This window comes from Streptomyces sp. A5-4, assembly GCF_051131715.1.
GTDB lineage: Bacteria > Actinomycetota > Actinomycetes > Streptomycetales > Streptomycetaceae > Streptomyces.
Map to the genome: position 1 here is coordinate 5,131,703 of NZ_CP178591.1, position 22,915 is coordinate 5,154,617.

Here is a 22,915-nt window from a genome sequence, read left to right on the forward strand (position 1 = left end):
CAGGATCAGCCCGAAAGCCAGGCTCAAGAGCTAGGAGAACGGCACCGTGAGCGAGAGCAGCGCGCCGAGCGTGGTGGAGGTGGCGTCCGAGGCGGCCACCGCTGTCGCCGCCGGCAACTGGCGTCGGGCGGGTGTCGCGGGCGCCGCGATCGGCGTGGTCGCGGCGGGCGCGGCGGCCGGTGTCGCGATCGAGCGGCTGACCGTCGGCCGGGGCCTGCGCAAGAAGGCGCGGCTCGCGCTGGATTCGGCGGGCCCGTACGGCGCGCTGCGCGGCATGCCGGGACGGGCCCTTGCCGATGACGGCACCGAGATCTACTACGAGGTGGACGAGGCCGAGCCGGGCGGCGGCACGTCGGCGCCGCGCAAGCGCCGGCTCTTCGGACGCAAGGAGCCGGCCGCGGTCACGGTCGTCTTCAGCCACGGCTACTGCCTCAGCCAGGACTCCTGGCACTTCCAGCGCGCCGCGCTGCGCGGTGTGGTGCGTACGGTCCACTGGGACCAGCGCAGCCACGGCCGGTCGGCGCGCGGCGCGGGCCAGGCGCAGGGTGTGGCGGTCACCATCGACCAGCTGGGCCGTGACCTGAACGCGGTCATCGACGCGGCGGCCCCCGAGGGACCGCTCGTGCTGGTGGGGCACTCGATGGGCGGCATGACGATGATGGCCCTGGCCGACCAGTACCCCGAGCTGATCCGCGAGCGCGTCGTCGGTGTCGCCTTCGTCGGTACGTCCTCGGGACACCTCGGCGAGGTCAACTTCGGCCTGCCGGTCGCCGGGATGAACGCCGTGCGCCGGGTGCTGCCGCGCGTACTGAACGCGCTGGGCGCGCAGGCCGAGATCGTCGAGCGTGGCAGGCGGGCCACCGCCGACCTCTTCGCGGGGCTGATCAAGCGGTACTCCTTCGGCTCGAAGGACGTCGACCCGGCGGTCGCGCGGTTCGCGGAGCGGCTGATCGAGGGGACTCCGATCGATGTGGTCGCCGAGTTCTATCCGGCCTTCCTCGACCACGACAAGACCCAGGCGCTGGAGATCTTCGCCGAGGTGCCGGTGCTCGTGCTGGCTGGCGACAAGGACCTGGTGACGCCGAGCGAGCACAGCGAGGGCATCGCGGACCTGCTGCCGGACTCCGAGCTGGTGATCGTCCCGGACGCCGGGCACCTCGTCATGCTCGAACACCCCGAGGTGGTCACCGACCGGCTCGCGGACCTGCTGGCCCGCGTGGGCGCCGTACCTGCAGCCGCTACCGTGGGTTCGTATGGAACAACCGCACAGCCCGGCCGCTGACGCCGGAGCCACTGCCACGGCGGCCGTCACCGCCGCCCTCACCGTCAAGTCGCCCGACCTGATGAAGGAGTTGGGCCGAAGTCTCGCGAAGCTGCTGCGCCCCGGCGACCTGGTGATGCTCACCGGTGAGCTCGGCGCGGGCAAGACGACGCTGACGCGCGGCCTCGGCGAAGGGCTCGGCGTGCGCGGCGCCGTCACCTCGCCGACCTTCGTGATCGCGCGGGTCCACCCCTCGCTCGGCGACGGCCCGGCGCTGGTGCACGTGGACGCGTACCGGCTGGGCGGCGGGCTCGACGAGATGGAGGACCTGGATCTCGACGTCTCGCTGCCGGAATCGGTGATCGTCGTGGAGTGGGGCGAGGGCAAGGTCGAGGAGCTGTCCGACGACCGGCTGCATGTGGTCATCGGCCGGACCATGGGGGACGCCCAGGGCGGTGACCCGCAGAGCGACCCCGACGACGTACGCGAGGTCACGCTGACCGGAGTGGGCGCGCGCTGGGCGGGGGAGGACCTGGCGGCTCTGGGCGCCTGATCCTCCGTAGTTTCCGACAAGCCGTCGGGAAGATGTTGCGTCGGTGGTACCGGGCGTGGTCACATGGATACCGAGACATGGTTAGGTCTGCCTAACCACGCCTGCTCCCGGAGCCCTGGAGGCATCCATGTCGACTTCAGACCGCGAAGCGCCACGGCCTCTGTCCATGCGTGACCTGCTGGCCTCGTGCGCGGCTGCCACCGCGGTGTCCACCCCGCCGGCAGCCGGACGCGCGCCGGGCGAAGAGGCCGCCCGCACCGTACCGGCCGAGTCGGCCGAGGAGCGGTGCGACGCCGCGTAGGCCGCTCCAGGAAGGCCGAATCGCGTGCGACGCCGCGTAGGCCGGTCCTGACGGGGCGGCGGAGCTACGGTACGACGACGATCTTGGCGCCGACCGTGGCGAACGACCACATCGCGTCACCGTCCGCCCGCTTCATCCGGACGCCCCCCGTCTTGGTGGCCGGATTGGGCGTCGGCATCGTCCCGTCGACCGCCGAGCTGAAGCCGATCGACACACTCTCGACGTTCGTGAAGCGCACGACGTGCTCGATCTGTACCCCGTCCGAGCCGGTGACGGCCCCCGAACGCGAGGTCACCCGATAGGTGCCGGGCGGCGGGTTGACCGTGCTCGGCATGACCTCGAAGGTCTGCGGCTTCTGGCCCGGCTCGCCCACCAGCCACACCCGCTTGCCGCCGAGCGCGTAGACGACCCGTACGCCCGCGCCCGACTGGGCCGGGACCGCGAGAGCACCCTTGCCCTTGTCCTTGCCGGCGGCCTTCTCCTTGGGCGAGGCACTCACCGACGGGGTACCGCTGGGCACCGCGAGGTTGGCGGGTACGTTCGCCGACGCCTGGTAGGCGAGGAAAGCGACGGCCGCGAGGGCCGCCGCGGTGAGCCCGGCCACGATTCCCGAGCTGCTCCTTGCCACCTTGCTCCACCTCATGTTCGTGCGCGTGCAGCGCTCGTAATCGCGCTCATATTCGTACTGCGCGCGGCTTTGGGGTGACGTTAGCAGCAGGCGGTGGGGGCCAAGGGACGCCGTGCTGGGGTGTCCGGCCGGACACCCCCACCCGTGCGCGGGCCGTAGGCTGTTTGTGTGCTCCTGCTCGCCGTTGATACCGCCACGCCCGCCGTCACCGTAGCCCTCCACGACGGTCGCTCCGTCGTCGCCGAAGCCGATCAGGTCGACGCGCGCCGACACGGGGAGCTGCTGCTGCCCACCGTCGACCGCGTGCTCTCCGAGGCCGGTCTGAAACTCGCTGCCGTGACCGGTGTGGTGGTGGGCGTCGGACCCGGCCCGTACACCGGGCTGCGCGTCGGTCTCGCCACGGCGGAGATCTTCGGTCTCGCCCTGGGAGTGCCGGTGCACGGGCTGTGCACGCTGGACGGCCTCGCGTACGCGTCGGGCCTGACCGGGCCCTTCGTGGTGGCGACGGACGCCCGCCGCAAGGAGGTCTACTGGGCACGCTACGACGACGCCCGCACCCGCGTCACCGAGCCCGCCGTCGACCGGCCCGCCGACATCGCGGACGAGCTCGCCGGGCTGCCGGTGGTCGGCGCCGGGGCGCTCCTCTACCCCGGCTCCTTCCCCGACGCGCGCGGCCCCGAGCACCAGTCGGCCGGCGCGCTCGCGTCGCTGGCCGCCGGGATGCTGGCTGCGGGGCAGGACTTCCTGCCGCCGCTGCCGCTGTATCTGCGCCGCCCCGACGCGCAGGTGCCCAAGAACTACAAGGTGGTCACCCCGCGGTGACCGCGGTGCTGCGCGAGATGCGCTGGTGGGACATTGACGCGGTCCTCGCCCTGGAGCACGAGATGTTCCCTGACGACGCCTGGTCGCCGGGCATGTTCTGGTCGGAGCTCGCCCATGCGCGCGGGCCCCGGGCGACCCGCCGCTATGTGGTCGCGGAGGACCCCGCGCAGAACGACAGGCTGGTCGGGTACGCCGGTCTCGCCGCCGTCGGCGGACTCGGCGACGTACAGACCATCGCCGCCGCCCGCGACCAGTGGGGGACCGGGCTCGGTGCCCGGCTGCTCACCGATCTGCTGGGCCACGCGACCGCGTTCGAGTGCACCGAGGTGCTGCTCGAAGTGCGCGTCGACAACAAGCGCGCCCAGAAGCTGTACGAGCGCTTCGGCTTCGAGCCGATCGGCTTCCGGCGCGGCTACTACCAGCCGGGCAACATCGACGCGCTCGTGATGCGACTCACCGACCCGGGAAACCCGGCGAACCCCGTACAAGGAACCGAGATTCACCATGGCTGACGAACCGCTCGTCCTCGGCATCGAGACCTCCTGCGACGAGACCGGCGTCGGCATCGTCCGCGGCCACACGCTGCTGGCCGACGCGATCGCGTCCAGCGTCGACGAGCACGCGCGCTTCGGCGGGGTGGTTCCCGAGGTCGCCTCGCGGGCCCACCTGGAGGCGATGGTCCCGACCATCGAGCGCGCGCTGAAGGAGGCCGGGGTCGCGGCCACCGACCTGGACGGCATCGCGGTGACATCGGGCCCGGGGCTCGCCGGTGCGCTGCTCGTGGGCGTCTCGGCGGCGAAGGCCTACGCGTACGCTCTCGGCAAGCCGCTGTACGGCGTGAACCATCTCGCCTCGCACATCTGCGTCGACCAGCTGGAGCACGGGCCGCTGCCCGAGCCGACGATGGCGCTGCTGGTCAGTGGCGGCCACTCGTCGCTGCTGCTGGCCCCCGACATCACCTCCGACGTACGGCCGTTGGGCGCGACCATCGACGACGCGGCGGGCGAGGCCTTCGACAAGATCGCGCGGGTGCTGCAGCTGGGCTTCCCCGGCGGCCCCGTCATCGACCGGCTCGCGCGCGAGGGTGACCCGAAGGCGATCGCCTTCCCGCGCGGACTGACCGGCCCGCGTGACGCGCCGTACGACTTCTCCTTCTCGGGGCTCAAGACGTCCGTCGCCCGTTGGATCGAGGCGAAGCGCAAGGCAGGCGAGGACGTGCCGGTGCGCGATGTGGCGGCGTCCTTCCAGGAGGCGGTCGTCGACGTGCTGACCCGCAAGGCGGTCAGGGCCTGCAAGGACGAGGGGGTCGACCACCTGATGATCGGCGGCGGTGTGGCCGCCAACTCCCGGCTGCGGGCGCTCGCGGCGGAGCGCTGTGAGCGGGCCGGTATCCGGCTGCGGGTGCCGCGGCCAGGACTGTGCACGGACAACGGGGCGATGGTGGCGGCGCTGGGCGCGGAGATGGTGAAGCGCAACCGGGCGCCGTCGGACTGGGACCTGTCGGCGGACTCGTCGCTGCCGGTCACCGAGCCGCACGTGCCGGGGCGTGCGCACAGCCATGGGGCCGGGCATGGTCACGGTCATGAGCACAGCCACGATCACGTGCACGAGATCAGTAAGGACAACCTGTACTCATGACCGTCGCGCTGATGTGGGAGGCCCGCGCCGTCGACGGCAAGGGCCCCGAACTACTGGAGTGGGTGCACGCCCAAGTGCTCGCGGCGGAGCCGGAACGCCGCGAGGTCCTGCGGGCGCCGCAGGACCGGGTGCTGGTGCTGACCTGGTGGGACGAGCCGTTCGACGCGGACCTGCCCGAACTGCCCGAGCCCGCCGACCACTTGATCAGCCGGGCCGTGCACCGGTGGCGCTTCGAGTCCGTCGAGGTCACCCCCGCGCCCTGACCGGCCGTCCCTCGACGATCGTGTCGGGCTGCTCCACGAGGTCGTAGGACTCGGTCGGCTCCACCCACGGGCCGCTCCGGCCAGCTGCGGCGGCTCTGCCCGCGTCCGCGGCCGGCGGCGACGCTCGTACCGCCGCCTCGCGGGCAGGCGGAGCCGGGGTGGGGGCGCCGCGGCGGCGCAGGAGCCCGTGTCCCGGCTGCGGGGGCCGGTCGGTAATCTCGGCCGCATGTCACGCCGTACACCACCACCACCACCGCCCGCCCACCTACGGGCCTGGCCCGACCGGGATGCCATGCGGGCGGACCGGGGGAGGGCCATGGACGAGCTGAGTCGGCGCTACCTGGGTCCGGGGCGGCTGGCGGGCTTCTGGGGCCTGGTGGCGGGCGTGCTGGCGGGCTGGGGCGTGGTCGGGGTGGCGCTCCAGGCGTTCGTCGGGGTCACCGACCCGATCACCGTGACGCTCGGGGCTGCCGTCGGCGCGGTCGGGCTCGCGGGCATGGTGACCGCCGGAATCTTCCTGGGCGTGAGCGTCCGCCGCGACCGCGCGATCCGTTCACTGCTGGTCGAGTGGGCCGCGGTGGGGGAGGGGCACGGTGGCTTCGGAGACGACGCGCGCTGGCGTGCGCCAGGACTGAGCCTGGCGTGGATGCTGCCCTCGCTGCTGATGTGCGGGCTGGGCCTGTGGGCGTCGTTCGGGTTCGCGGCGGGGGCTCGGGCGGGCGCCGACACGTACGCCGACGCGGCGTTCTTCATCGGGCTGGGGGCGCTGCTGTGGGTGGCGGGGCTGATCGGCGCGGCGAAGGCCGTGCGGCACTACCGGTGGGCGCTGCGGGGGCTGGCCCGGGCGGTACGGGCGGCATAGCGGGCGGCGGACGCGGCGGGCCTGTTCCCCATCCCGCCCCTTCCCGGAGCCCGCCGCAGGCGCTAGCTAGCCGCCCGCCGTCACCGGGTGCCCGATCAGGATCGTCGGGGCGCCCGCCACCCGGGTCAGGAAGACCGTCGCGGAATTCCGCCCCTGAAGCTTCATCCGGCGCCGCAGTTCCTCCGGCTCGACCGCCGACCCCCGCTTCTTCACCGTGAGGATCCCGACCTCGCGTTCCCGCAGCAGCGCCTTCAGCCTCTTCAGGCCGAAGGGGATCCGGTCTGTGATCTCGTAGGCCGTGGCGTACGGCGTCGGATGCAGCCCGTCCGCCGTGATGTACGCGATCGTCTCGTCGATCAGACGGCCGCCGACCTGCTCGGCGACCTCCGCCACCAGGTGCGAGCGCACGACCGCGCCGTCCGGCTCGTACAGATAGCGGCCGACCGGGCCCGGCGCGGGGTCCGGCAGCCCGGTGCCGGTGAGGGTGTGCGGGCCGGGGAGGAGGGTGGCCCGGATCGCCCTGGGGGCCGTGCCGAACCAGAGCACCGCCTCCTTCACGTCCCCACCGTCCGAGATCCACTCGGCCTCCGCGTCGTCGGGGACCGCCTCGTGCGGAACGCCCGGAGCGATCTTGAGCGCGGCGTGTGCGGGCGTACGGGCCGCCTCGATCGCCCAGGACAGCGGGGGCGAGTACGCCTCCGGGTCGAAGATGCGCCCCCGGCCGCCCCGTCGCGCCGGGTCGACGAAGACCGCGTCGTACGGGGCGGTGTCGATGCCGGTGACGTCCGCGCACCTGACCTCGATCAGGGCGGACAGGCCGAGCGCCGCCGCGTTCTCGCGGGCGACCTCCGCCGTCAGCGGGTCACGGTCGACGGCCAGCACCGAGATCCCGGCGCGGGCCAGCGCGATGGCGTCGCCGCCGATGCCGCAGCACAGGTCGGCCACGCTCCGCACGCCCAGCGCGCTGAAGCGCTCCGCGCGGTACGTCGCGACGGCGGTACGGGTGGCCTGCTCGACGCCGTTCGGTGTGAAGAACATCCGGTACGCGTCCTCCGCGCCGAATTTCGCCACCGCCCGCTGTCGCAGCCGTGCCTGGCCCAGCGCCGCCGAGACCAGCGCGGCCGGATGATCGCGGCGCAGCCGGGTCGCCGTGGCCAGTTCCTCGGCGGGGCTGTGGTCGCGGAGCGCGGCGAGCAGGGCGCGGCCCTCCTCGGTGCGCAGGGCGACGAAGGATTCCAGGGCATCGGGGGGATCGAGGGCGTTCACCCGGTCAATTGTGGGCCAGCCGGGGGACGGCGCGCGCCGCGTCGCGGTGTCGGCCGGGTCGCGGGCCCGCGCGCTGACAGGATCCAGCGCCATGCAACTAGTACGACAAAAAGAAGAAATGACAAGAAATGGGGCCAAGAGGCGCCGTACGGGCCTGATGGCCCTGGCTCTGCTCCTGGTCACCGCGATCGGCTCCGGCTGCGCCGGCACCGAGCCGGCGGCAACGGGCCGGAAGGCGGCGCACCCCGCCCCCGGCCAGCCACGACAGGCGCTCCCCGCCGGGCCCGCCGGCTCGATCGCCGCGTACGCGGAGGCGATCCGGCGCGCCCAAACCGTGCGGGTCGCCGCCGCGAAGAAGTGGCGCCTCGACAAGGTCCCGCTGGCCGCGCCCGCGCCGCCCGCGCGGAAACCCCGCATCACCACCCGCAAGGGCTTCGGGGCCGGGGCCGGAATGCCGCCGGTCTTCACCACCGTCCCCGTCAAGGAGCGGGTCGTCTTCCTGACGATCGACGACGGCGCGGAGAAGGACCCCGAGCTGCTGCGGATGATGACCGAGCTGGACATCCCGTACAGCGCCTTCCTCAGCGACTACCTGGCGCGCGGGGACTACGACTACTTCAGGAAGATGCAGGGCCGCGGTGTCTCCCTGCACAACCACACCCTCAACCACCGCTACCTGCCCGGCCTTTCGTACGCGCAGCAGAAGCACGAGATCTGCGGCCAGCAGGCCGTCATCAAGAAGCAGTTCGGCAAGCGGCCCCCGCTCTTCCGGCCGCCGTACGGCAACTACAACGCCGACACCCTGCGCGCCGCCCGGTCCTGCGGCGTCAAGGCCGTGCCCCTGTGGGCCGCCGAGGCGTTTCCCGATCGGATGGAGTGGCGGGAGTGGGACCGCGACCTGCACCCCGGTGACATCGTCCTCACCCACTTCCGTGGCCGCGGCGACTGGAAGGGCTCCATGCCCGACATGATTCGCCGGGTCATGAAGACGATCACCGACAAGGGGTACGCCGTGGCCAAACTGGAGGACTACCTGTGAGACACGCGCACCGGCTGCTGACCGGACTTGTGGCGGCCGGTGCGCTCCTGCTCACCGGGTGCGCGCAGTCCGTGGACCCGCTGGAGCGGCTGGGGAGGAAGGCGGCACGCAGCGTGGCGCCGAAGGCGACCATGCGGGCAGGCGCGTCCCCCTCGGCCGTCCCCGCCCAGGCGCACGCGCACAGGGGTGCGGCGGGGGCGCCCGCTCCGGCCGCCGCGCCCCCGGCCGGTGAGCGCGCACACCCCTCCGCTGCGGATCGGGAGAGGGCGCCGACGCGGGTGTCGGGACGGGGACCGGGGCGGGGGGCTCAGCCGCCGCTGTCCTGGCACTCGCTGTTGTCGCCACCACTGCGGCACTGGTGGCCGGTTTCTCCGGGGGCGTACGAGGACGTGGACGTGGGCTCGGGCTCGGGCTCGGGGTGGCGCTCCCGGTAGACCTCGCGCCCGATGCCGACCGCGATCAGGCAGATCGAGGGAGGGTCGGACCTTTCGAACGGCAGTGCGGTCGCGCGGCCCGGGGCGTTGTCCACAGCCCGTATCCGGCCCGGGTCGGGCCCCGCTCGGCGGCGCTCGATTGGCACTCCGCTTGACCGAGTGCTAACCGCGTCATAGTCTCGCTTCTGGCACTCTCCGATGGTGAGTGCCAACAGCGCGACTGGCAGGTCCGGCTTCCCGCGACGACGGGCCCACCTGGTCGCCACCCAAATTTGTTAACCCCGTGAGATCTCCGAAGGGGGAGACCGGATCGTGACGACAGCCAGTTCCAAGGTTGCCATCAAGCCGCTCGAGGACCGCATTGTGGTCCAGCCGCTCGATGCCGAGCAGACCACGGCCTCCGGCCTGGTCATCCCGGACACCGCCAAGGAGAAGCCCCAGGAGGGCGTCGTCCTGGCCGTGGGCCCGGGCCGCTTCGAGGACGGCAACCGCCTCCCGCTCGACGTCACCGTCGGCGATGTCGTGCTGTACAGCAAGTACGGCGGCACCGAGGTGAAGTACAACGGCGAGGAGTACCTCGTCCTCTCCGCTCGCGACGTGCTCGCGATCATCGAGAAGTAATTCACCGAAGCATCGCTTTTTGATCTGCGCCCCTGGCCTCCCTGCAATTGCCGGGCGGTCCGGGGCGCAGTTCGTTTGACGTTTGAGAGGAATGAACAGCTCCCATGGCGAAGATCCTGAAGTTCGACGAGGACGCCCGTCGTGCCCTTGAGCGCGGCGTCAACAAGCTTGCCGACACGGTGAAGGTGACGATCGGCCCCAAGGGCCGCAACGTCGTCATCGACAAGAAGTTCGGCGCCCCCACCATCACCAACGACGGTGTCACGATCGCCCGCGAGGTCGAGCTCGACGACCCGTACGAGAACCTGGGCGCCCAGCTGGTGAAGGAGGTGGCGACCAAGACCAACGACATCGCTGGTGACGGCACCACCACCGCCACCGTGCTGGCCCAGGCACTGGTCCGCGAGGGCCTGCGCAACGTTGCCGCAGGCGCCTCCCCGGCCGCCCTGAAGAAGGGCATCGACGCCGCGGTCAAGGCCGTGTCCGAGGAGCTCCTCGCGACCGCCCGTCCGATCGAGGACAAGGCCGACATCGCCGCCGTGGCCGGGCTCTCCGCCCAGGACCCGCAGGTCGGCGAGCTCATCGCCGAGGCGATGGACAAGGTCGGCAAGGACGGTGTCATCACCGTCGAGGAGTCCAACACCTTCGGCCTGGAGCTCGACTTCACCGAGGGCATGGCCTTCGACAAGGGCTACCTCTCGCCGTACATGGTGACCGACCAGGAGCGTATGGAGGCCGTCCTCGACGACCCGTACATCCTGATCCACCAGGGCAAGATCGGCTCGATCCAGGACCTGCTCCCGCTGCTGGAGAAGGTCATCCAGGCGGGTGGCTCCAAGCCGCTGCTGATCATCGCCGAGGATGTCGAGGGCGAGGCGCTCTCCACCCTCGTCGTCAACAAGATCCGCGGCACCTTCAACGCGGTCGCGGTGAAGGCCCCCGGCTTCGGCGACCGCCGCAAGGCCATGCTCGGTGACATCGCGACGCTGACCGGCGCCACGGTCATCGCTGAGGAGGTCGGCCTCAAGCTCGACCAGGCCGGCCTTGAGGTGCTCGGTTCCGCCCGTCGCGTGACCGTCACCAAGGACGACACCACGATCGTCGACGGTGGCGGCAAGAGCGAGGAAGTCAGCGGCCGGATCAACCAGATCAAGGCCGAGATCGAGTCCACGGACTCCGACTGGGACCGCGAGAAGCTCCAGGAGCGCCTTGCGAAGCTGGCCGGCGGCGTGTGCGTGATCCAGGTCGGCGCAGCCACCGAGGTGGAGCTCAAGGAGAAGAAGCACCGTCTGGAGGACGCCATCTCCGCGACCCGCGCCGCGGTCGAGGAGGGCATCGTCTCCGGTGGTGGCTCCGCTCTGGTGCACGCCGTCAAGGTCCTTGAGGGCAACCTCGGCAAGACCGGCGACGAGGCCACCGGTGTCGCGGTCGTCCGCCGCGCCGCTGTCGAGCCGCTGCGCTGGATCGCCGAGAACGCCGGTCTTGAGGGTTACGTCATCACCTCCAAGGTCGCCGAGCTCGACAAGGGCCAGGGCTTCAACGCCGCGACCGGCGAGTACGGCGACCTGGTGAAGGCCGGCGTCATCGACCCGGTCAAGGTCACCCGCTCCGCGCTGGAGAACGCCGCGTCCATCGCGTCGCTGCTGCTCACGACCGAGACCCTGGTCGTCGAGAAGCCTGCCGACGACGAGGGCGACTCCGGTCACGGCGGCCACGGCCACTCGCACTGAGGTCGCACGACCTGACATCGCACGACGTGTGAAGGCCCCCGTTCCCACCGCTGATCAGCGGTGGGAACGGGGGCCTCGCCGTTTCGGCCTCGCGGTTTCGTTCAGCCGAGCGTGCTGTTCAGCCGAGCGCACCGTTCAGGCGAGCGCACCGAGCTGTCGCATCAGGCCGACGGCGTCGAAGTGCCACCAGCCTTCCTGGATCATTCCGTCGTGGAAGCGGAAGACCGTGGTGCCGGTCATGGTGCACTCTCTGCCCGTGGGCGCGATGCCCATGAAGTCGCCCTTGTGGGTGCCGCTCCACGTCCACAACGTCACCACGTCGTCGCCCTCGGACACCTGCCTGTCGAGGCTGAAGGTGAAGTCGAAGGCGTCGCGCCAGCCGGTCACGTCGCTGCGGATGGTGTCGGACCCGACGGTGCTTTCCTCTTCCTTCATGATGTCGTGGTCCCGGTAGTCGGCCGCGAACAGCTCGTCGATGGCGTCGAAGTTGCCTCCGACGGCCACCTCGTGGAAGAAGCGGCGGGCGGTCGCGGCGTTCAGCTGCTCCTCGCGGACCACATCGAGGTCGGTGAAGGAAGGCATGCCGTCACAGAGCGCGACCATCTCCTGGAAGATCTGCTCGGTCTCGGGCAGATGGGAGTTCTTCATCGCCTCTTCGTACGACGGGAATTCCACGATTTCCACGTAGTGGTTCGCCTCGGACCGGTCCCTGCCGACAATGTCGTGGGTGGCGGTCCGCTTGCCCTTGGACTGCTCGACCCACCTGTCCATGAGCTGGTTCATGGTTTCGGACTGCTCGGTCTTATAGTCGATTATCTGTACGAATTTCATGCCGCCTCCCGACCTGGGATGGGATATTTCCATTTTAGCGAGGAATGCGGTTTGTGCCGAGTCAGGCCGAGTGGGTCAGGGCCCCCGGGTGGACGGGGTCGGCGAAGGGCAGGCCCGCGGCGTAACGCTCCAGCTCGTCCAGGGACTGGTCGGCCATGCGATGCAACTCGACCCCGAGTGAGCCCGCGACGTGCGGGGTCAGCAGGACGTTCGGCAGGTCGTACAGCGGTGAGTCGGGGGACGGGAGTTCGGGGTCCGTCACATCGAGTACGGCGTTGAGGCGGCCGGAGGTCAGCTCCGGGAGCAGTGCGTCCTCGTCGACCAGGGAGCCACGTGCGGTGTTGATCAGGGTGGCCCCGGCCGGCATCAGGGCCAGCTGACCGGCGCCGATCATGCGGTGCGTCGCCGGGAGTTGCGGGGCGTGCACCGAGACCACGGAGCTGCGGGCGCACAGGTCGTCGAGCGTGCCGAGCTCGACGCCCAGGGTGGCGGCCTCGGCGGGGGTGACGTACGGGTCGTACAGCAGGACCCGCAGGTCGAAGGGGCGCAGCAGCTCGATGACGCGCCGGCCTATGCGGGAGGCGCCGACGATGCCGACCGTGCGGCGGTAGTTGCCCGCGCCGCCGAGTTCGTGGTGCCAGTCGTGTTCGGTGCGCAGGGCGCGGTAGCGGTAGGCGGAGGACAGGACGCGTTTGCCGGCGAAGAGGATCGCGGCGAGCGTGTATTCGGCGACGGGCAGGGCGTTCGCGGCGGCGGCCGACGCGACGGTGAGTCCGCGTTCCCAGCAGGTTTCGGTGATGTGGTGCTTGACGGAGCCCGCGGCGTGGACGACCGCGCGCAGCTTCGGGGCGCGGTCGAGGACCTCGTGAGTGAGGGGGGTCGCGCCCCAGCAGGTGAGGAGGACTTCGGCCTCGGCGAGCGCGTCCGCGATGCGCGGCGCTGGGTCGGTGAGGTCGTGCGCGACCAGGTGCGGATCGGTGCGGGCCAGGGCCGCCAGGCGGGTGCGGTGGTGGTCGGCGAACAGGCGCTCGGCGATGCCGGGGGCCATGGCGAGCAGCAGGGCGGGACGGTCGCCGGGCTGCCGGCCGTCGTCCGGCCGATCGCCGCCCGTCCGATTGTCAGTGGTCTGGTGCATGGTGGAACTCGGGCTCCTCAGGTGTCACTTGACGCTTCCGGCGGTGAGCCCGGCCTTCCAGTGCCGCTGGAGGGAGACGAAGGCGACGATCAGGGGGATGACGGCGAGGAGCGAGCCGGTGACGACGAGCGGATAGAAGCCGGGCTCGGCGTGGGAGTTGCTGTTCCACGCGTACAGGCCGAGGCTCAGCGGGAAGAGCTTCTGGTCCGAGAGCATCACGAGGGGGAGGAAGAAATTGTTCCAGATCGCGGTGAACTGGAAGAGGAAGACGGTCACGAAGCCCGGCATGATCATGGGCATGCCGATGGACCAGAAGGTGCGCAGCTCCCCCGCCCCGTCGATACGGGCGGCCTCCAGCGCCTCATTGGGGATGTAGCCCGAGCTGAAGACCCGGGAGAGGTAGACCCCGAAGGGGTGGACCAGGACGGGAACGAGCACGGCCCAGTAGGTGTTGACGACGCCCATCTCACTGGCGAGCAGATACATCGGCAGCGCGAGCGCGGTGCTCGGCACCAGCACACCGAGCAGGACCACGCCGAACAGCTTCTCCTTGCCCCTGAAGTCGTACTTGTCGAAGGCATAGCCCGCGGCGACGCTGATCAGGGAGCTCACCACGGCGCCGCCGCCCGCGTACAGCAGGCTGTTGAGGTACCAGCGGAGATAGACGCCGTCGCCGTACGAGGCCAGGTCGGCGAGGTTCTCGCCGAGGTTGAAGCCCTCGAAGGAGAAGGCGTCACCGGCGAGCAGCCCGCCGGTGTCCTTGGTGGCCGCGGTGACCAGCCAGACGAGCGGGAAGAGCATGTACAGCACGGCGAGTACGAGCGTGCCGTTGACCGCGGTCTTGGACATCCAGCGGGTGCTGGAAGAGCTCATGACTTCTTGCCCTTCCGGCCGGTGAAGCGGGTGACCGCGAAGGACAGCAGTGCGGCGACGAGCGCGAGCAGCACGGAGGCGGCGGCGGCGAGTCCGTAGTCGTTGCGGTCGAAGGCCGCGGTGTACGCGTACATGTTCGGAGTCCAGGTGGAGGTGACGGACGACCCGGTGCCCTTGTTGATGATCAGCGGCTCGGTGAACAGCTGGAGCGAGCCGATGACGGTGAACAGCGCGACCATCACGACCGAGGCGCGGATCAGCGGGAGCTTGATGCCGATGGCGATGCGCCAGGCCCCGGCGCCGTCGACGGTGGCCGCTTCGAGCACGGAGCGGTCGACGGCCTGGAGGGCGGCGTAGAAGATCACCATGTTGTAGCCGAGCCACTCCCACAGCGCGATGTTGACCACGGAGGGAAGGGCGCCGGCGGGGGAGAAGAAGTCGAATCCGATGCCGCCGGCCTCCATCGCGTCGACGACCGGGCTGAGTTGGGGTGTGTAGAGGTAGACCCAGATCAGCGCGGCGATGATGCCGGGCACGGCGTGCGGCAGGAAGAGCGCGAGCTGGAAGAAGCGGCGGGCGCGGGCGAGCGTCGAGTCGAGCAGCAGGGCGAGGGCGAGGGCTCCGCCGATCATCAGCGGGATGTAGAGAACGCAGTACCCGAGGAGTACGACGAAGCCCTCGCGGAAGGCCGGATCACCCAGCGCCGCCGTGTAGTTGTCGAGGCCGCTGAAGACGGTCTCGGTGCCGCCGAAGCCCAGTCCGGACTGCTTTTCGGTGAACAGGCTCAGCCAGAGTGCGTATCCGATCGGCACCACCATCACCAGGGTGAAGAGGGCGAAGAAGGGGGTCAGCAGGACGGTGGCCGCGGCGTTGGTGCGGGTGCGGGCCTTCACTTGGTTCTCAGCCCTCTACCTTCAGGCCGCGCTTCTTCAGCTCGGATACGGTCGCGTCATGCCCGGCCTCGATCGCGTCGGCGATGGTGGTGCCGCCGTGGGCGACCTTGCCGAACTGGTCCTTGATGACGGTGTTGGTGGTGCCGGTGCTCGGCCCCCAGGCCCAGTTCGGGGTGATCGACGCGCCCGAGTCCTCGAAGAGCCGCCAGATGTCCTGGCCGCCGAAGAACTTCGCGTCGAAGGCCTGCTCGGCGGCGGGGCGCAGCTCGACGGCGGCCGGGAAGGCACTGGATGTGCCGGAGGCGATCCGGGCCTTGATGCCGTCCTCGGTGGTCGTCATCCACTGCGCGAACCCGACCGCGGCCGCGGCCTTCTTGCTGTCCTTGGTCACGGCGAAGGTGGAGCCGCCGAGCATGCCGCTGGCAGGCTTCCCGTCCCAGCTCGGGACCGGCGCGACGGCCCACTTGCCGCTCTGCTCGGGGAGGGTGCCCTTCAGGACGCCCGCGCCCCAGGAGGCGCCGAGGTAGCCGACGGTGCCGCCGCTCTTGAGGGAGTTGGTCCACTCGGGGCTGAAGGAGGCGTTGTTGCGGATCAGGTCGTCGTCGAGGAGGCCCTGCCAGTACGCGGCGACCTTGTCGGTGGCGGCGTCGGTGGTGTCGACCTTCCAGGTGTCACCCTCGGCCTTGAACCACTGGGCGCCGGCCTGCCAGGCCATCGCCTGGAAGGTCGACGGGTCGTCGGGGAAGAAGGTGCCGATACGGGCCTTCCCGTCGGCCTTCTTGACCTTCTCGGCGGCCTTGCGGAAGTCGTCCCAGGTCCGGGGGACCTCGACGCCGTACTTCTTGAACAGGTCCTTGCGGTAGTAGAAGGCCTGGGGTGCGGCGTCGAAGGGGACGGCCCAGTTCTTGCCGCCGAGGGTGGTCAGTTTGACGGCCTGCGGGAGGAACTTCTTCTTGACGTCGTCGGTGAGCTGGCCACTGATGTCCTGGACCGAGCCCTGGCTGACGAACTCGGGGAGCATCGGGTACTCGATGGAGACCAGGTCGGGGGCATTGCCCGCCTTCACGGCGTTGGAGATCTTGGCGTATCCACCGGCGTTGCCCGAGGGGATCTCCTCGAACTTCACCCGGATGTTGTCGTGCGAGGCGTTGAAGGCGTCGACGACTTCCTTCGAACCCTTCGTCCAGCCCCAGAAGGTGATCGACACGGGCTTGCCGTCGCTTCCCGGGGCGGCGGTCTTCTCCTCGCCGCCGCTGCCGCAGGCCGTGAGGACGGCGAGGGCGGTGGCGGCGCCGAATATGGCGCGGGACGTTCTGTTCCAACTGCGGCTCACGGCACGGCTCCTGAACAGGCGGCGACTCTGACGTTGGCCGCGATCCTTGAGCCAGCCCTGACCGAAGTCAAGAGCGAACGATTGATTGATCGAAAATAGATCAAAAGAAGTTCGAGTGGGAGCCCGGGAGGGCGGAGTGAGAAACCACTGCCGTTCCGGCCGTCCTCAGCCTCCTTCAAGGGCCCCGCAGGACGCGCGGACGCGCAGCCTCGGCAGCAGGGTCAGATGCTGCCTGGGCGCCTCCTCGCCGTCCCCGGACGGCTTCGCGCGCAGCCGCTGAACAAGCAGGTCGGTGGCGTGCCGGCCCACTTCGCGCTTGGGCGGAGCCACCGCGGTCAGCGGCGTGTCCGCGAGCGCCGCCACCTCGTCGTCGTACGCGATCAGGGCCAGGTCGTCGGGCACCCGTACGCCCAGCCCCGACAGGCGCTGCACGATCTTGATCGCGTCCATGTCGTTGTGCACCAGCGCCGCGGTCACCCCGCCGGAGACCACCGCCGTGTGCAGCGCCCGCACCGCGTCCTCGAAACGCTCGGGACGCAGCTCGGCCGGCACCGAGTCGATCACCGGATGCGACGCCCGCAGCCCCAGCGCGCTCAGCGCCTCGGCGTACCCCGACCGCACCGCGAGCGCGGTCGGACTGTCGGCCCGTGCCACGAGCAGCGGCGCCCCGTGGCCGAGCCCCACCAGGTGGCGTACGGCGAGCAGCACCCCGTGGCGATGGTCGGAGCAGACCCGGTCGAGCGCGTCCAGCGCCGAGCCGCCGGTCGCCCGCCGCTCCAGCAGGACGGCGGGCACGGGCAGTTCGGTGATCCAGTCGCCGTGCTCGGCGGGGTCGTCGGGACTCCGCCAGCCGGGCGCGACCAGCAGCCCCTCCGCGCCTGCCGCCAACAGCCCCTCGGCGCCGGAACGGTCCTCCTCGGGGCGGTAGTCGGAAATCCGCAGGATCAGCCGCGCCCCGGCGCGCGCCGCGGCCTCGTGCGCCCCCCGGATCACCTCGGCGAAGTAGTACGTCGCGGAGGGGGCCAGCAGCCCGATGACCGGCCCCGTGGGGCTGCCGCCGCCGCCCGCCACCGGCCCGGCGGTCTGCCGCGGCCAGGACACCGAGCCGTGCACCCGGTCGAGCCGCCCCTGCTCGGCCAGCGCCTCGACGTCCCGCCGCACGGTGACGGGGGAGACGCCGAGCTGCACCGCGAGCTCGGCGACGCGGGCCGTGCCACGCGCGCGGACCAGGCCCAGCAGTCGGTCGTGACGTTCAGCAGCACTCTCGCGCACAGCGGAAGTCCCCCTCGCGGTGTGATGGCTCGGCATGCGCGAGCCTAGTGCAGCATGATCGAACGGCGGCAGTTTCGATCATTCGATCTCATCGGCCACCCGCGAGCGGGCAGAGTGTGCGAGAAGGGGCTACTGGGGCCCGTACTTGCGGCCGGTCTTGGAGGTGATCCCGCCGAGCAGGCCACGCGGCGCCAGCTTCACCGCGCCCATCAGCGCCTTGTACCGGGGGTCCGGCACCGACAGGGACTTTCCGCGCGCCAGGTCGCCCATCGCCGAGGACACCAGCTTGTCCGCGTCGAGCCACATCCAGTCCGGGATGTTGTCCGTCCCCATCCCGGCCCGCTCGTGGAACTCCGTCCGTACGAAGCCGGGGCACAGTGCCATCAGCCGCACGCCGGAACCGGACAGGTCCCGGGCCACGCCCTGGGTGAACTGCACGACCCACGACTTCGACGCGCCGTACGTCCCGCGCGGTACGAAGGCCGCGACCGACGCGACGTTGACGACTCCGCCCCGGCCCCGCTCCTTCATTCCGCCGCAGGCCGCCGCCGTCAGCCGCAGCACCGCCTCGCAGTGCACCTTCAGCATGGTCAGTTCGTCGGCCATGGGCACTTCGAGGAAGCGTCCCTTGTTGCCGAAGCCGGCGTTGTTGACCAGCAGATCCACCGGCTGCTTACGGTCCGACAGGCGCGCCTCGACCGCCGCGATCCCATCGTCCGTGGACAGGTCGGCGGTCAGCACCTCGGCCTCGATGCCGTGCCGGTCGTGCAACTCGGTCGCCTGCTCGTGGAGCCGCTTGGCATCACGGGCCACCAGCACCAGGTTGTGCCCGTCGGTGGCGAGGCGCCGCGCGAAGGCGGCGCCGATGCCCGCTGTGGCTCCGGTAATCAATGCAGTCGTCATAAGGGGCACGTTAGTGCCCCGGGTGAGCGTCCCGGTCGCCCGCCCGGCCCGGCCGGCGCCGCTTCGCCGTCGCTTCTCCGCGGCCAGGAACGGGCAGGCCCGCGGCCCCGGTTCAGCCGCCGTACTTGGCGGTGTGGTCCCGGGCCACTCCCAGCAGTCCGGACTCCATCCACTCGGCCGCCACCAGGGTGCGCGGCAGCAGCTTGCGGTCGGTCGTCACGGCCCTGAACAGCAGCGCGTTGGTGATGTCGTGGTCCGGCCTGTGCACGATCTCGACAGGGTCGCCCGCGCGGAGCGCGCCGGGCTCGATGACGCGCAGCAGCGCGCCGGTGGCCCCGGCCCGCGTGAAGCGCCTGACCCAGCCCTTCTCGCCGAGAAAGCCCGCGAACGTACGACAGGGGATGCGCCCGCCGGTGACTTCGAGCACCACGTCGGGGCCGACGCGCCAGCGCTCGCCCACGAGCGCGTTGGTCAGATCGAGACCGGCGGTGGTGAGGTTCTCGCCGAACGAGCCGTTGGAGAGCGGTCGTTGGAGCTCCCGCTCCCAATCGTCGAGGTCCTCACGGGCAAAGGCGTACACGGCCCGGTCGGCGCCGCCGTGGAACCGTGCGTCGCACACCGCGTCACCCTCGACGCCGCTGCCCCCCGCACCGGCGACGCCGGGCACGAACACCCGTACCGGCCCGTCGACCGGCCGCTTGTCGATTCCGGACCTGCCGCCCGGGGCGTCGGTGTACCCGACAGCCCTCGCCGGTCCCGCATTCACCGTCAGAACCTTCATGCCTGTATGCCTCTCGCGCCCTTCACGACTCCCGCGCCTCCCGTACCTTCCAGGACTTCCGGAACCACCACGACCTTCATGGGCGAACGCTAATGGCTCGGCATTCAAAGTATCTACTCAATTTATCCTGCCTCCCCCAAGCATCACTTATGCTCGGAGCATGATCGAGGCCCGTCATCTCCGTGTCCTGCGCGCCGTCGCGTCCACCGGTTCGTTCTCCGCCGCCGCGCGCGAACTGGGCTGCACCCAGCCGGCCGTCAGTCAGCAGATGAAGGCACTCGAAAGCTCCGCGGGCACCACGCTCCTCGTCCGGCTCGGCCGCGAGATGCGCCTCACCCAGGCGGGCGAGGTCCTGGTGCGGCACGCGGCGGGCATCCTCGCCGGGCTGACCGCCGCCGAGGAGGAGGTCGCGGCCATCGCCGGCCTGCGGGCCGGCCGGGTGCGCCTGGTCTCCTTCCCCAGCGGCAGCTCCACGCTGGTCCCCACCGCGCTGGCCGCCCTGCGCGCCGCCCACCCCGGCACCCGCGTCTCCCTGGTCGACGCGGAGCCGCCGCGCTCGGTGGAGATGCTGCGCGAAGGCGACTGCGATGTGGCGCTGGCCTTCCGCTACGGCCCAGGCGGCGCCGCCGAGGACTGGGACGACCTGGTCGTACGCCCGCTGCTGACCGACCGGCTCGTCGGCCTGGTCCCCGAGGGGCACCGGCTCGCCGACGCCGGTCAGGTCGGCATCGGCGAACTGGCCGAGGAAGCGTGGATCGCCGGCTGCCCGCGCTGTCGCAGGCAGCTGGTGGAGGTGTGCGAGAGCGCGGGCTTCGTCCCGCGGATCGATTTCGCCACCGACGACTATCCGGCGGTGATCGGACTGGTCGCGGCCGGGCTGGGGGTCGCGGTCCTGCCCGAGCTGGCCATGGAGTCCGTACGCCCCAAGGGTGCACGCACAGTGACGGTGGAGCCGGCCGTGCAGCGCGAGATCGTGGCGCTCACCCTCCCGGACCTGGCTCAGGTCCCGGCCGTCGCGGCCACGCTCGACCAGCTGGCGCTGGCCGCCGCCCGCTGAGCGGCGCCGGGCGTCACTGCGGTGGCGCGGGGCGCGGGGCGCGGGGCGCGGGGCGCGGGGCGCGGGGCGCGGGGCGCGGGGCGCGGGGCGCAGAAACGTTACTTCAGCGACCTGGCCGCGGTCGCGGTCGCAGCCGCTGTCGTACCGGCCCCCGCACCCGCGCTCCCATTCGCCGTGGTGGTGGTCGGTGACGCCGAGATCAGGCGGTTGCGCGCGCGCCCCATGAGCTCTTCGCGCTCGTCCTCGGTCAGTCCGCCCCACACGCCGTAGGGCTCACGCACCGCGAGAGCGTGCGCCGCGCACTCCGCGCGTACCGGGCATCTCATGCAGACCTCCTTCGCCGAGGTCTCGCGCGCGCTCCTGGCCGCGCCCCGCTCCCCCTCGGGGTGGAAGAAGAGCGAGCTGTCCACCCCGCGGCAGGCCGCGAGCAGCTGCCAGTCCCACAGATCGGCGTTGGGTCCGGGAAGGCGGGAGAAATCTGCCATTGCTTGTCCCCTTGCGTCTGGTCGCGCTGGACTGAGCTTTCATCCGTGCTGCGGCGTCCGTGCTGTGGCGTCCGTACTGAGGCGTCCTTGGTGAGACATCCGTACTGAGTCGCATCCGCTTGTGTAAGTAGATGTAAATATGACTCATGCCGAATCTAGTCATAGACACCACTAAAACGGAAGAAAAGCCGCTAAATGGGGCATAGGTTTACTTTGGCGGCGCGGCAGATGTCAGCACGCTTCTGTGCGACGGGGCCCTTACGTAGAGTGCTGAAGGCGCTCGTCCAACCCGTAACTCTTTCGGGTGACCGTCGTTGAATGTGCGAGGCGGTTGAAAGAACAAGCGATCGGGCAGTTGTCCGAGAGTGTCAACCGCACAGGTGACGAAATATGTACCAGCCTGGAGGCCCAAGGTGACGCGCATCAGCTGCGGAGGACGGTCATGACATCCGTCCTCGTCTGCGACGACTCCCCGCTTGCCCGAGAGGCGCTCCGCCGCGCGGTTGCGACCGTGCCCGGTGTCGAGCGCGTGACGACAGCGGCCAACGGTGAGGAAGTCCTCCGCCGGTGGGGCGCCGACCGCTCGGACCTGATTCTGATGGACGTACGCATGCCCGGTCTGGGCGGCGTCGAGACCGTGCGCCGGCTGCTCTCCGCAGACCCGGGCGCCCGGATCATCATGCTCACGGTCGCCGAGGACCTCGACGGGGTCGCGCTCGCGGTCGCCGCGGGTGCTCGGGGCTATCTGCACAAGGACGCCTCACGCGCCGAGCTGCGTGCGACCGTCACCCAGGCACTGGCCGACCCGACCTGGCGGCTCGCCCCACGCCGGCTCAGGTCTGCCGAGATGGGTGCGGCGCCGACGCTCACGGCGCGTGAGATCCAGGTGCTCGAAGGCATGAGCCACGGCCGCTCCAACGCGGAGATCGGCCGTGAGCTGTTCCTCTCCGAGGACACGGTCAAGACGCATGCCAGGCGGCTTTTCAAGAAGCTCGGCGCCTCGGACCGCGCGCACGCCGTGGCGCTCGGATTCCGCTGGGGCCTGGTCCGCTGAGGGATGTCCCGTGCGCCGCTGCGCAGGTTCGGCGTTCCCCGTCCGCCACCGGGCGGACGGGGATGCGGACGTCCGCGACGCGTTCCGTCGCCGATGCCGCATCCTTGAGGGGTGGAGTTCCTCGGGGACGATTCGGTCGAGCGGGAGGGGAGGGCGCAGGAGATGACTTCCGGCGTACCTGCTCATAACGCTTCAGTGCACAACTACGGGCGTAGCGGCGCGGATGGCCCGGCGCCAAGGCACCATGGACCGATGCGCGACGACGAGACGACGGTGATCGGCGCCCTCGTCCGCAGCGCGGTCGAGGGGGACGAGCAGGCCACCCACGATCTCCTGGCCCGGGTTCACCCGCTGGCCCTGCGCTACTGCCGCACCCGGCTGAGCCGGCTGCCCGGTGATGCCCGTCACTTCGTGGAGGACCTGGCGCAGGAAGTCTGTGTCGCGGTCCTGATGGCGCTGCCGCGCTACAAGGACACCGGCAGGCCCTTCGAGGCCTTCGTCTGCGCCATCGCCGCGCACAAGGTCGCCGATCTCCAGCGGGCGGCCATGCGCCACCCCGGCTCGACGGCGGTGCCCTCCGACGAGATGCCCGAGCGGCCGGACGACTCGCTGGGGCCCGAGGAGCGGGCGCTGCTGAGCAGTGACGCCGAGTGGGCCAAGAAACTTCTGGCAAATCTTCCGCAGGCCCAGCGCGAGCTGTTGGTGCTGCGGGTGGCGGTCGGGCTGACCGCCGAGGAGACCGGGCAGATGCTGGGCATGTCGCCCGGCGCCGTCCGGGTGGCGCAGCACCGGGCGCTCAGCCGGTTGCGGGCGCTCGCCGGCCAGTAGGCGTTCGGCGGACATGGCGCGTGCGGGTGGCCGGCCGGTGGGTCGGCGGTAC

At 70.9% G+C, this 22,915-nt stretch carries 26 protein-coding genes; 14 read left to right on the top strand and 12 right to left on the bottom strand.

The window, feature by feature from the left end; translation table 11 throughout:
• The first annotated feature begins 46 nt into the window (after window positions 1-46).
• The 3 genes from ACLLJJ_RS24025 to ACLLJJ_RS24035 all read left to right on the top strand — a co-directional run bounded on the left by ACLLJJ_RS24025 (window position 47) and on the right by ACLLJJ_RS24035 (window position 2,115).
• Window positions 47-1,282, top strand: a complete 1,236-nt coding sequence (locus ACLLJJ_RS24025; RefSeq protein ID WP_434595143.1) for an alpha/beta fold hydrolase — start codon at window positions 47-49, stop codon at window positions 1,280-1,282.
• Complete coding sequence (gene tsaE / locus ACLLJJ_RS24030; RefSeq protein WP_434595146.1) at window positions 1,254-1,814, top strand: tRNA (adenosine(37)-N6)-threonylcarbamoyltransferase complex ATPase subunit type 1 TsaE; 561 nt, start codon at window positions 1,254-1,256, stop codon at window positions 1,812-1,814. Before ACLLJJ_RS24025 ends, tsaE begins: the two co-directional genes overlap by 29 nt.
• 127 nt (window positions 1,815-1,941) lie before the next feature.
• Window positions 1,942-2,115: a hypothetical protein gene (locus ACLLJJ_RS24035; protein WP_434595149.1), complete on the top strand. Its 174-nt coding sequence runs from the start codon at window positions 1,942-1,944 to the stop codon at window positions 2,113-2,115.
• 64 nt (window positions 2,116-2,179) lie between these two features.
• Here the strand turns inward: ACLLJJ_RS24035 and ACLLJJ_RS24040 are convergent, their stop codons facing one another.
• Window positions 2,180-2,719: a hypothetical protein gene (locus ACLLJJ_RS24040; protein WP_434600502.1), complete on the bottom strand. Its 540-nt coding sequence runs from the start codon at window positions 2,717-2,719 to the stop codon at window positions 2,180-2,182.
• A 192-nt stretch (window positions 2,720-2,911) separates the two neighbouring features.
• Here ACLLJJ_RS24040 and tsaB point away from each other — a divergent pair, with 192 nt between their 5' ends.
• From tsaB to ACLLJJ_RS24065, 5 genes are all read left to right on the top strand, one after another.
• Window positions 2,912-3,565, top strand: coding sequence for a tRNA (adenosine(37)-N6)-threonylcarbamoyltransferase complex dimerization subunit type 1 TsaB (gene tsaB, locus ACLLJJ_RS24045; RefSeq protein WP_434595151.1), 654 nt, complete (start codon window positions 2,912-2,914; stop codon window positions 3,563-3,565).
• 17 nt (window positions 3,566-3,582) lie between these two features.
• Window positions 3,583-4,077: a ribosomal protein S18-alanine N-acetyltransferase gene (gene rimI, locus ACLLJJ_RS24050; RefSeq protein WP_434600503.1), complete on the top strand. Its 495-nt coding sequence runs from the start codon at window positions 3,583-3,585 to the stop codon at window positions 4,075-4,077.
• Window positions 4,070-5,203 (top strand): tRNA (adenosine(37)-N6)-threonylcarbamoyltransferase complex transferase subunit TsaD, encoded by a 1,134-nt coding sequence (tsaD, locus tag ACLLJJ_RS24055; RefSeq protein WP_434595154.1) that lies wholly within the window; start codon window positions 4,070-4,072, stop codon window positions 5,201-5,203. The genes rimI and tsaD overlap by 8 nt, the downstream gene beginning before the upstream one ends.
• Window positions 5,200-5,466 (top strand): hypothetical protein, encoded by a 267-nt coding sequence (locus ACLLJJ_RS24060; protein WP_434595157.1) that lies wholly within the window; start codon window positions 5,200-5,202, stop codon window positions 5,464-5,466. The genes tsaD and ACLLJJ_RS24060 overlap by 4 nt, the downstream gene beginning before the upstream one ends.
• Before the next feature lie 226 nt (window positions 5,467-5,692).
• Window positions 5,693-6,328, top strand: a complete 636-nt coding sequence (locus ACLLJJ_RS24065; RefSeq protein WP_434595160.1) for a hypothetical protein — start codon at window positions 5,693-5,695, stop codon at window positions 6,326-6,328.
• A gap of 66 nt (window positions 6,329-6,394) precedes the next feature.
• Here ACLLJJ_RS24065 and ACLLJJ_RS24070 read toward each other — a convergent pair whose 3' ends face one another.
• Entirely contained in the window at window positions 6,395-7,603 is a 1,209-nt protein-coding gene (locus ACLLJJ_RS24070; RefSeq protein ID WP_434600504.1) for a class I SAM-dependent methyltransferase, read from the bottom strand.
• Between the two features lie 109 nt (window positions 7,604-7,712).
• Here ACLLJJ_RS24070 and ACLLJJ_RS24075 point away from each other — a divergent pair, with 109 nt between their 5' ends.
• The gene (locus ACLLJJ_RS24075) at window positions 7,713-8,633 is read left to right on the top strand and encodes a polysaccharide deacetylase family protein (protein ID WP_434595163.1); all 921 of its coding nucleotides are present in this window, start codon (window positions 7,713-7,715) and stop codon (window positions 8,631-8,633) included.
• Window positions 8,634-8,940: 307 nt separating this feature from the next.
• Here the strand turns inward: ACLLJJ_RS24075 and ACLLJJ_RS24080 are convergent, their stop codons facing one another.
• On the bottom strand, window positions 8,941-9,162 hold the full coding sequence (locus ACLLJJ_RS24080) for a hypothetical protein (protein WP_434595166.1): 222 nt from the start codon (window positions 9,160-9,162) through the stop codon (window positions 8,941-8,943).
• 217 nt (window positions 9,163-9,379) lie between these two features.
• Between ACLLJJ_RS24080 and groES the strand changes: the two genes are divergently transcribed.
• Together groES and groL are read left to right on the top strand one after the other, a co-directional pair.
• Window positions 9,380-9,688, top strand: a complete 309-nt coding sequence (gene groES / locus ACLLJJ_RS24085; RefSeq protein WP_077796719.1) for a co-chaperone GroES — start codon at window positions 9,380-9,382, stop codon at window positions 9,686-9,688.
• A 104-nt stretch (window positions 9,689-9,792) separates the two neighbouring features.
• A complete protein-coding gene (gene groL / locus ACLLJJ_RS24090; protein ID WP_434595169.1) occupies window positions 9,793-11,418 on the top strand; it encodes a chaperonin GroEL in 1,626 nt (541 codons plus the stop codon).
• 135 nt (window positions 11,419-11,553) lie between these two features.
• On the opposite strand, the gene ACLLJJ_RS24095 is transcribed toward groL, so the two are convergent.
• The 8 genes from ACLLJJ_RS24095 to ACLLJJ_RS24130 form a co-directional block, all read right to left on the bottom strand.
• Entirely contained in the window at window positions 11,554-12,249 is a 696-nt protein-coding gene (locus ACLLJJ_RS24095; protein WP_434595172.1) for an ester cyclase, read from the bottom strand.
• A gap of 61 nt (window positions 12,250-12,310) precedes the next feature.
• Complete coding sequence (locus ACLLJJ_RS24100; protein WP_434595175.1) at window positions 12,311-13,384, bottom strand: hydroxyacid dehydrogenase; 1,074 nt, start codon at window positions 13,382-13,384, stop codon at window positions 12,311-12,313.
• Window positions 13,385-13,408: 24 nt separating this feature from the next.
• On the bottom strand, window positions 13,409-14,257 hold the full coding sequence (locus ACLLJJ_RS24105) for a carbohydrate ABC transporter permease (protein ID WP_434595178.1): 849 nt from the start codon (window positions 14,255-14,257) through the stop codon (window positions 13,409-13,411).
• Window positions 14,254-15,150 carry a carbohydrate ABC transporter permease gene (locus ACLLJJ_RS24110; RefSeq protein WP_434595181.1) on the bottom strand — a complete coding sequence of 299 codons (897 nt, stop codon included), beginning with the start codon at window positions 15,148-15,150 and terminating at the stop codon, window positions 14,254-14,256. Before ACLLJJ_RS24110 ends, ACLLJJ_RS24105 begins: the two co-directional genes overlap by 4 nt.
• A gap of 7 nt (window positions 15,151-15,157) precedes the next feature.
• Window positions 15,158-16,483: an ABC transporter substrate-binding protein gene (locus ACLLJJ_RS24115; RefSeq protein ID WP_434595184.1), complete on the bottom strand. Its 1,326-nt coding sequence runs from the start codon at window positions 16,481-16,483 to the stop codon at window positions 15,158-15,160.
• A gap of 165 nt (window positions 16,484-16,648) precedes the next feature.
• On the bottom strand, window positions 16,649-17,755 hold the full coding sequence (locus ACLLJJ_RS24120) for a LacI family DNA-binding transcriptional regulator (RefSeq protein ID WP_434595187.1): 1,107 nt from the start codon (window positions 17,753-17,755) through the stop codon (window positions 16,649-16,651).
• 129 nt (window positions 17,756-17,884) lie between these two features.
• Window positions 17,885-18,658, bottom strand: a complete 774-nt coding sequence (locus ACLLJJ_RS24125) for an SDR family NAD(P)-dependent oxidoreductase (protein ID WP_434595190.1) — start codon at window positions 18,656-18,658, stop codon at window positions 17,885-17,887.
• Between the two features lie 112 nt (window positions 18,659-18,770).
• On the bottom strand, window positions 18,771-19,439 hold the full coding sequence (locus ACLLJJ_RS24130) for an MOSC domain-containing protein (protein ID WP_434595193.1): 669 nt from the start codon (window positions 19,437-19,439) through the stop codon (window positions 18,771-18,773).
• A 160-nt stretch (window positions 19,440-19,599) separates the two neighbouring features.
• Here ACLLJJ_RS24130 and ACLLJJ_RS24135 point away from each other — a divergent pair, with 160 nt between their 5' ends.
• Window positions 19,600-20,496 (top strand): LysR family transcriptional regulator, encoded by an 897-nt coding sequence (locus tag ACLLJJ_RS24135; protein ID WP_434595196.1) that lies wholly within the window; start codon window positions 19,600-19,602, stop codon window positions 20,494-20,496.
• Window positions 20,497-20,594: 98 nt separating this feature from the next.
• On the opposite strand, the gene ACLLJJ_RS24140 is transcribed toward ACLLJJ_RS24135, so the two are convergent.
• The gene (locus tag ACLLJJ_RS24140) at window positions 20,595-20,981 is read right to left on the bottom strand and encodes a WhiB family transcriptional regulator (RefSeq protein ID WP_434595198.1); all 387 of its coding nucleotides are present in this window, start codon (window positions 20,979-20,981) and stop codon (window positions 20,595-20,597) included.
• A 442-nt stretch (window positions 20,982-21,423) separates the two neighbouring features.
• On the opposite strand from ACLLJJ_RS24140, the gene ACLLJJ_RS24145 reads away from it, so the two are divergent.
• Both ACLLJJ_RS24145 and ACLLJJ_RS24150 read left to right on the top strand, forming a co-directional pair.
• Window positions 21,424-22,035, top strand: a complete 612-nt coding sequence (locus ACLLJJ_RS24145) for a response regulator transcription factor (RefSeq protein ID WP_003948568.1) — start codon at window positions 21,424-21,426, stop codon at window positions 22,033-22,035.
• A 252-nt stretch (window positions 22,036-22,287) separates the two neighbouring features.
• Complete coding sequence (locus ACLLJJ_RS24150; RefSeq protein ID WP_434595218.1) at window positions 22,288-22,863, top strand: sigma-70 family RNA polymerase sigma factor; 576 nt, start codon at window positions 22,288-22,290, stop codon at window positions 22,861-22,863.
• The last annotated feature ends 52 nt before the right edge of the window (window positions 22,864-22,915 follow it).

Coding starts and splice junctions, on each gene's coding strand:
- tsaE (WP_434595146.1), top strand. CDS start 1,254: ATGGAACAACCGCACAGCCCGGCCGCTGACGCCGGAGCCACTGCCACG.
- ACLLJJ_RS24035 (WP_434595149.1), top strand. CDS start 1,942: ATGTCGACTTCAGACCGCGAAGCGCCACGGCCTCTGTCCATGCGTGAC.
- rimI (WP_434600503.1), top strand. CDS start 3,583: ATGCGCTGGTGGGACATTGACGCGGTCCTCGCCCTGGAGCACGAGATG.
- tsaD (WP_434595154.1), top strand. CDS start 4,070: ATGGCTGACGAACCGCTCGTCCTCGGCATCGAGACCTCCTGCGACGAG.
- ACLLJJ_RS24060 (WP_434595157.1), top strand. CDS start 5,200: ATGACCGTCGCGCTGATGTGGGAGGCCCGCGCCGTCGACGGCAAGGGC.
- ACLLJJ_RS24065 (WP_434595160.1), top strand. CDS start 5,693: ATGTCACGCCGTACACCACCACCACCACCGCCCGCCCACCTACGGGCC.
- ACLLJJ_RS24075 (WP_434595163.1), top strand. CDS start 7,713: ATGACAAGAAATGGGGCCAAGAGGCGCCGTACGGGCCTGATGGCCCTG.
- groL (WP_434595169.1), top strand. CDS start 9,793: ATGGCGAAGATCCTGAAGTTCGACGAGGACGCCCGTCGTGCCCTTGAG.
- ACLLJJ_RS24095 (WP_434595172.1), bottom strand. CDS start 12,249: ATGAAATTCGTACAGATAATCGACTATAAGACCGAGCAGTCCGAAACC.
- ACLLJJ_RS24100 (WP_434595175.1), bottom strand. CDS start 13,384: ATGCACCAGACCACTGACAATCGGACGGGCGGCGATCGGCCGGACGAC.
- ACLLJJ_RS24105 (WP_434595178.1), bottom strand. CDS start 14,257: ATGAGCTCTTCCAGCACCCGCTGGATGTCCAAGACCGCGGTCAACGGC.
- ACLLJJ_RS24125 (WP_434595190.1), bottom strand. CDS start 18,658: ATGACGACTGCATTGATTACCGGAGCCACAGCGGGCATCGGCGCCGCC.
- ACLLJJ_RS24130 (WP_434595193.1), bottom strand. CDS start 19,439: ATGAAGGTTCTGACGGTGAATGCGGGACCGGCGAGGGCTGTCGGGTAC.
- ACLLJJ_RS24135 (WP_434595196.1), top strand. CDS start 19,600: ATGATCGAGGCCCGTCATCTCCGTGTCCTGCGCGCCGTCGCGTCCACC.
- ACLLJJ_RS24140 (WP_434595198.1), bottom strand. CDS start 20,981: ATGGCAGATTTCTCCCGCCTTCCCGGACCCAACGCCGATCTGTGGGAC.
- ACLLJJ_RS24145 (WP_003948568.1), top strand. CDS start 21,424: ATGACATCCGTCCTCGTCTGCGACGACTCCCCGCTTGCCCGAGAGGCG.
- ACLLJJ_RS24150 (WP_434595218.1), top strand. CDS start 22,288: ATGCGCGACGACGAGACGACGGTGATCGGCGCCCTCGTCCGCAGCGCG.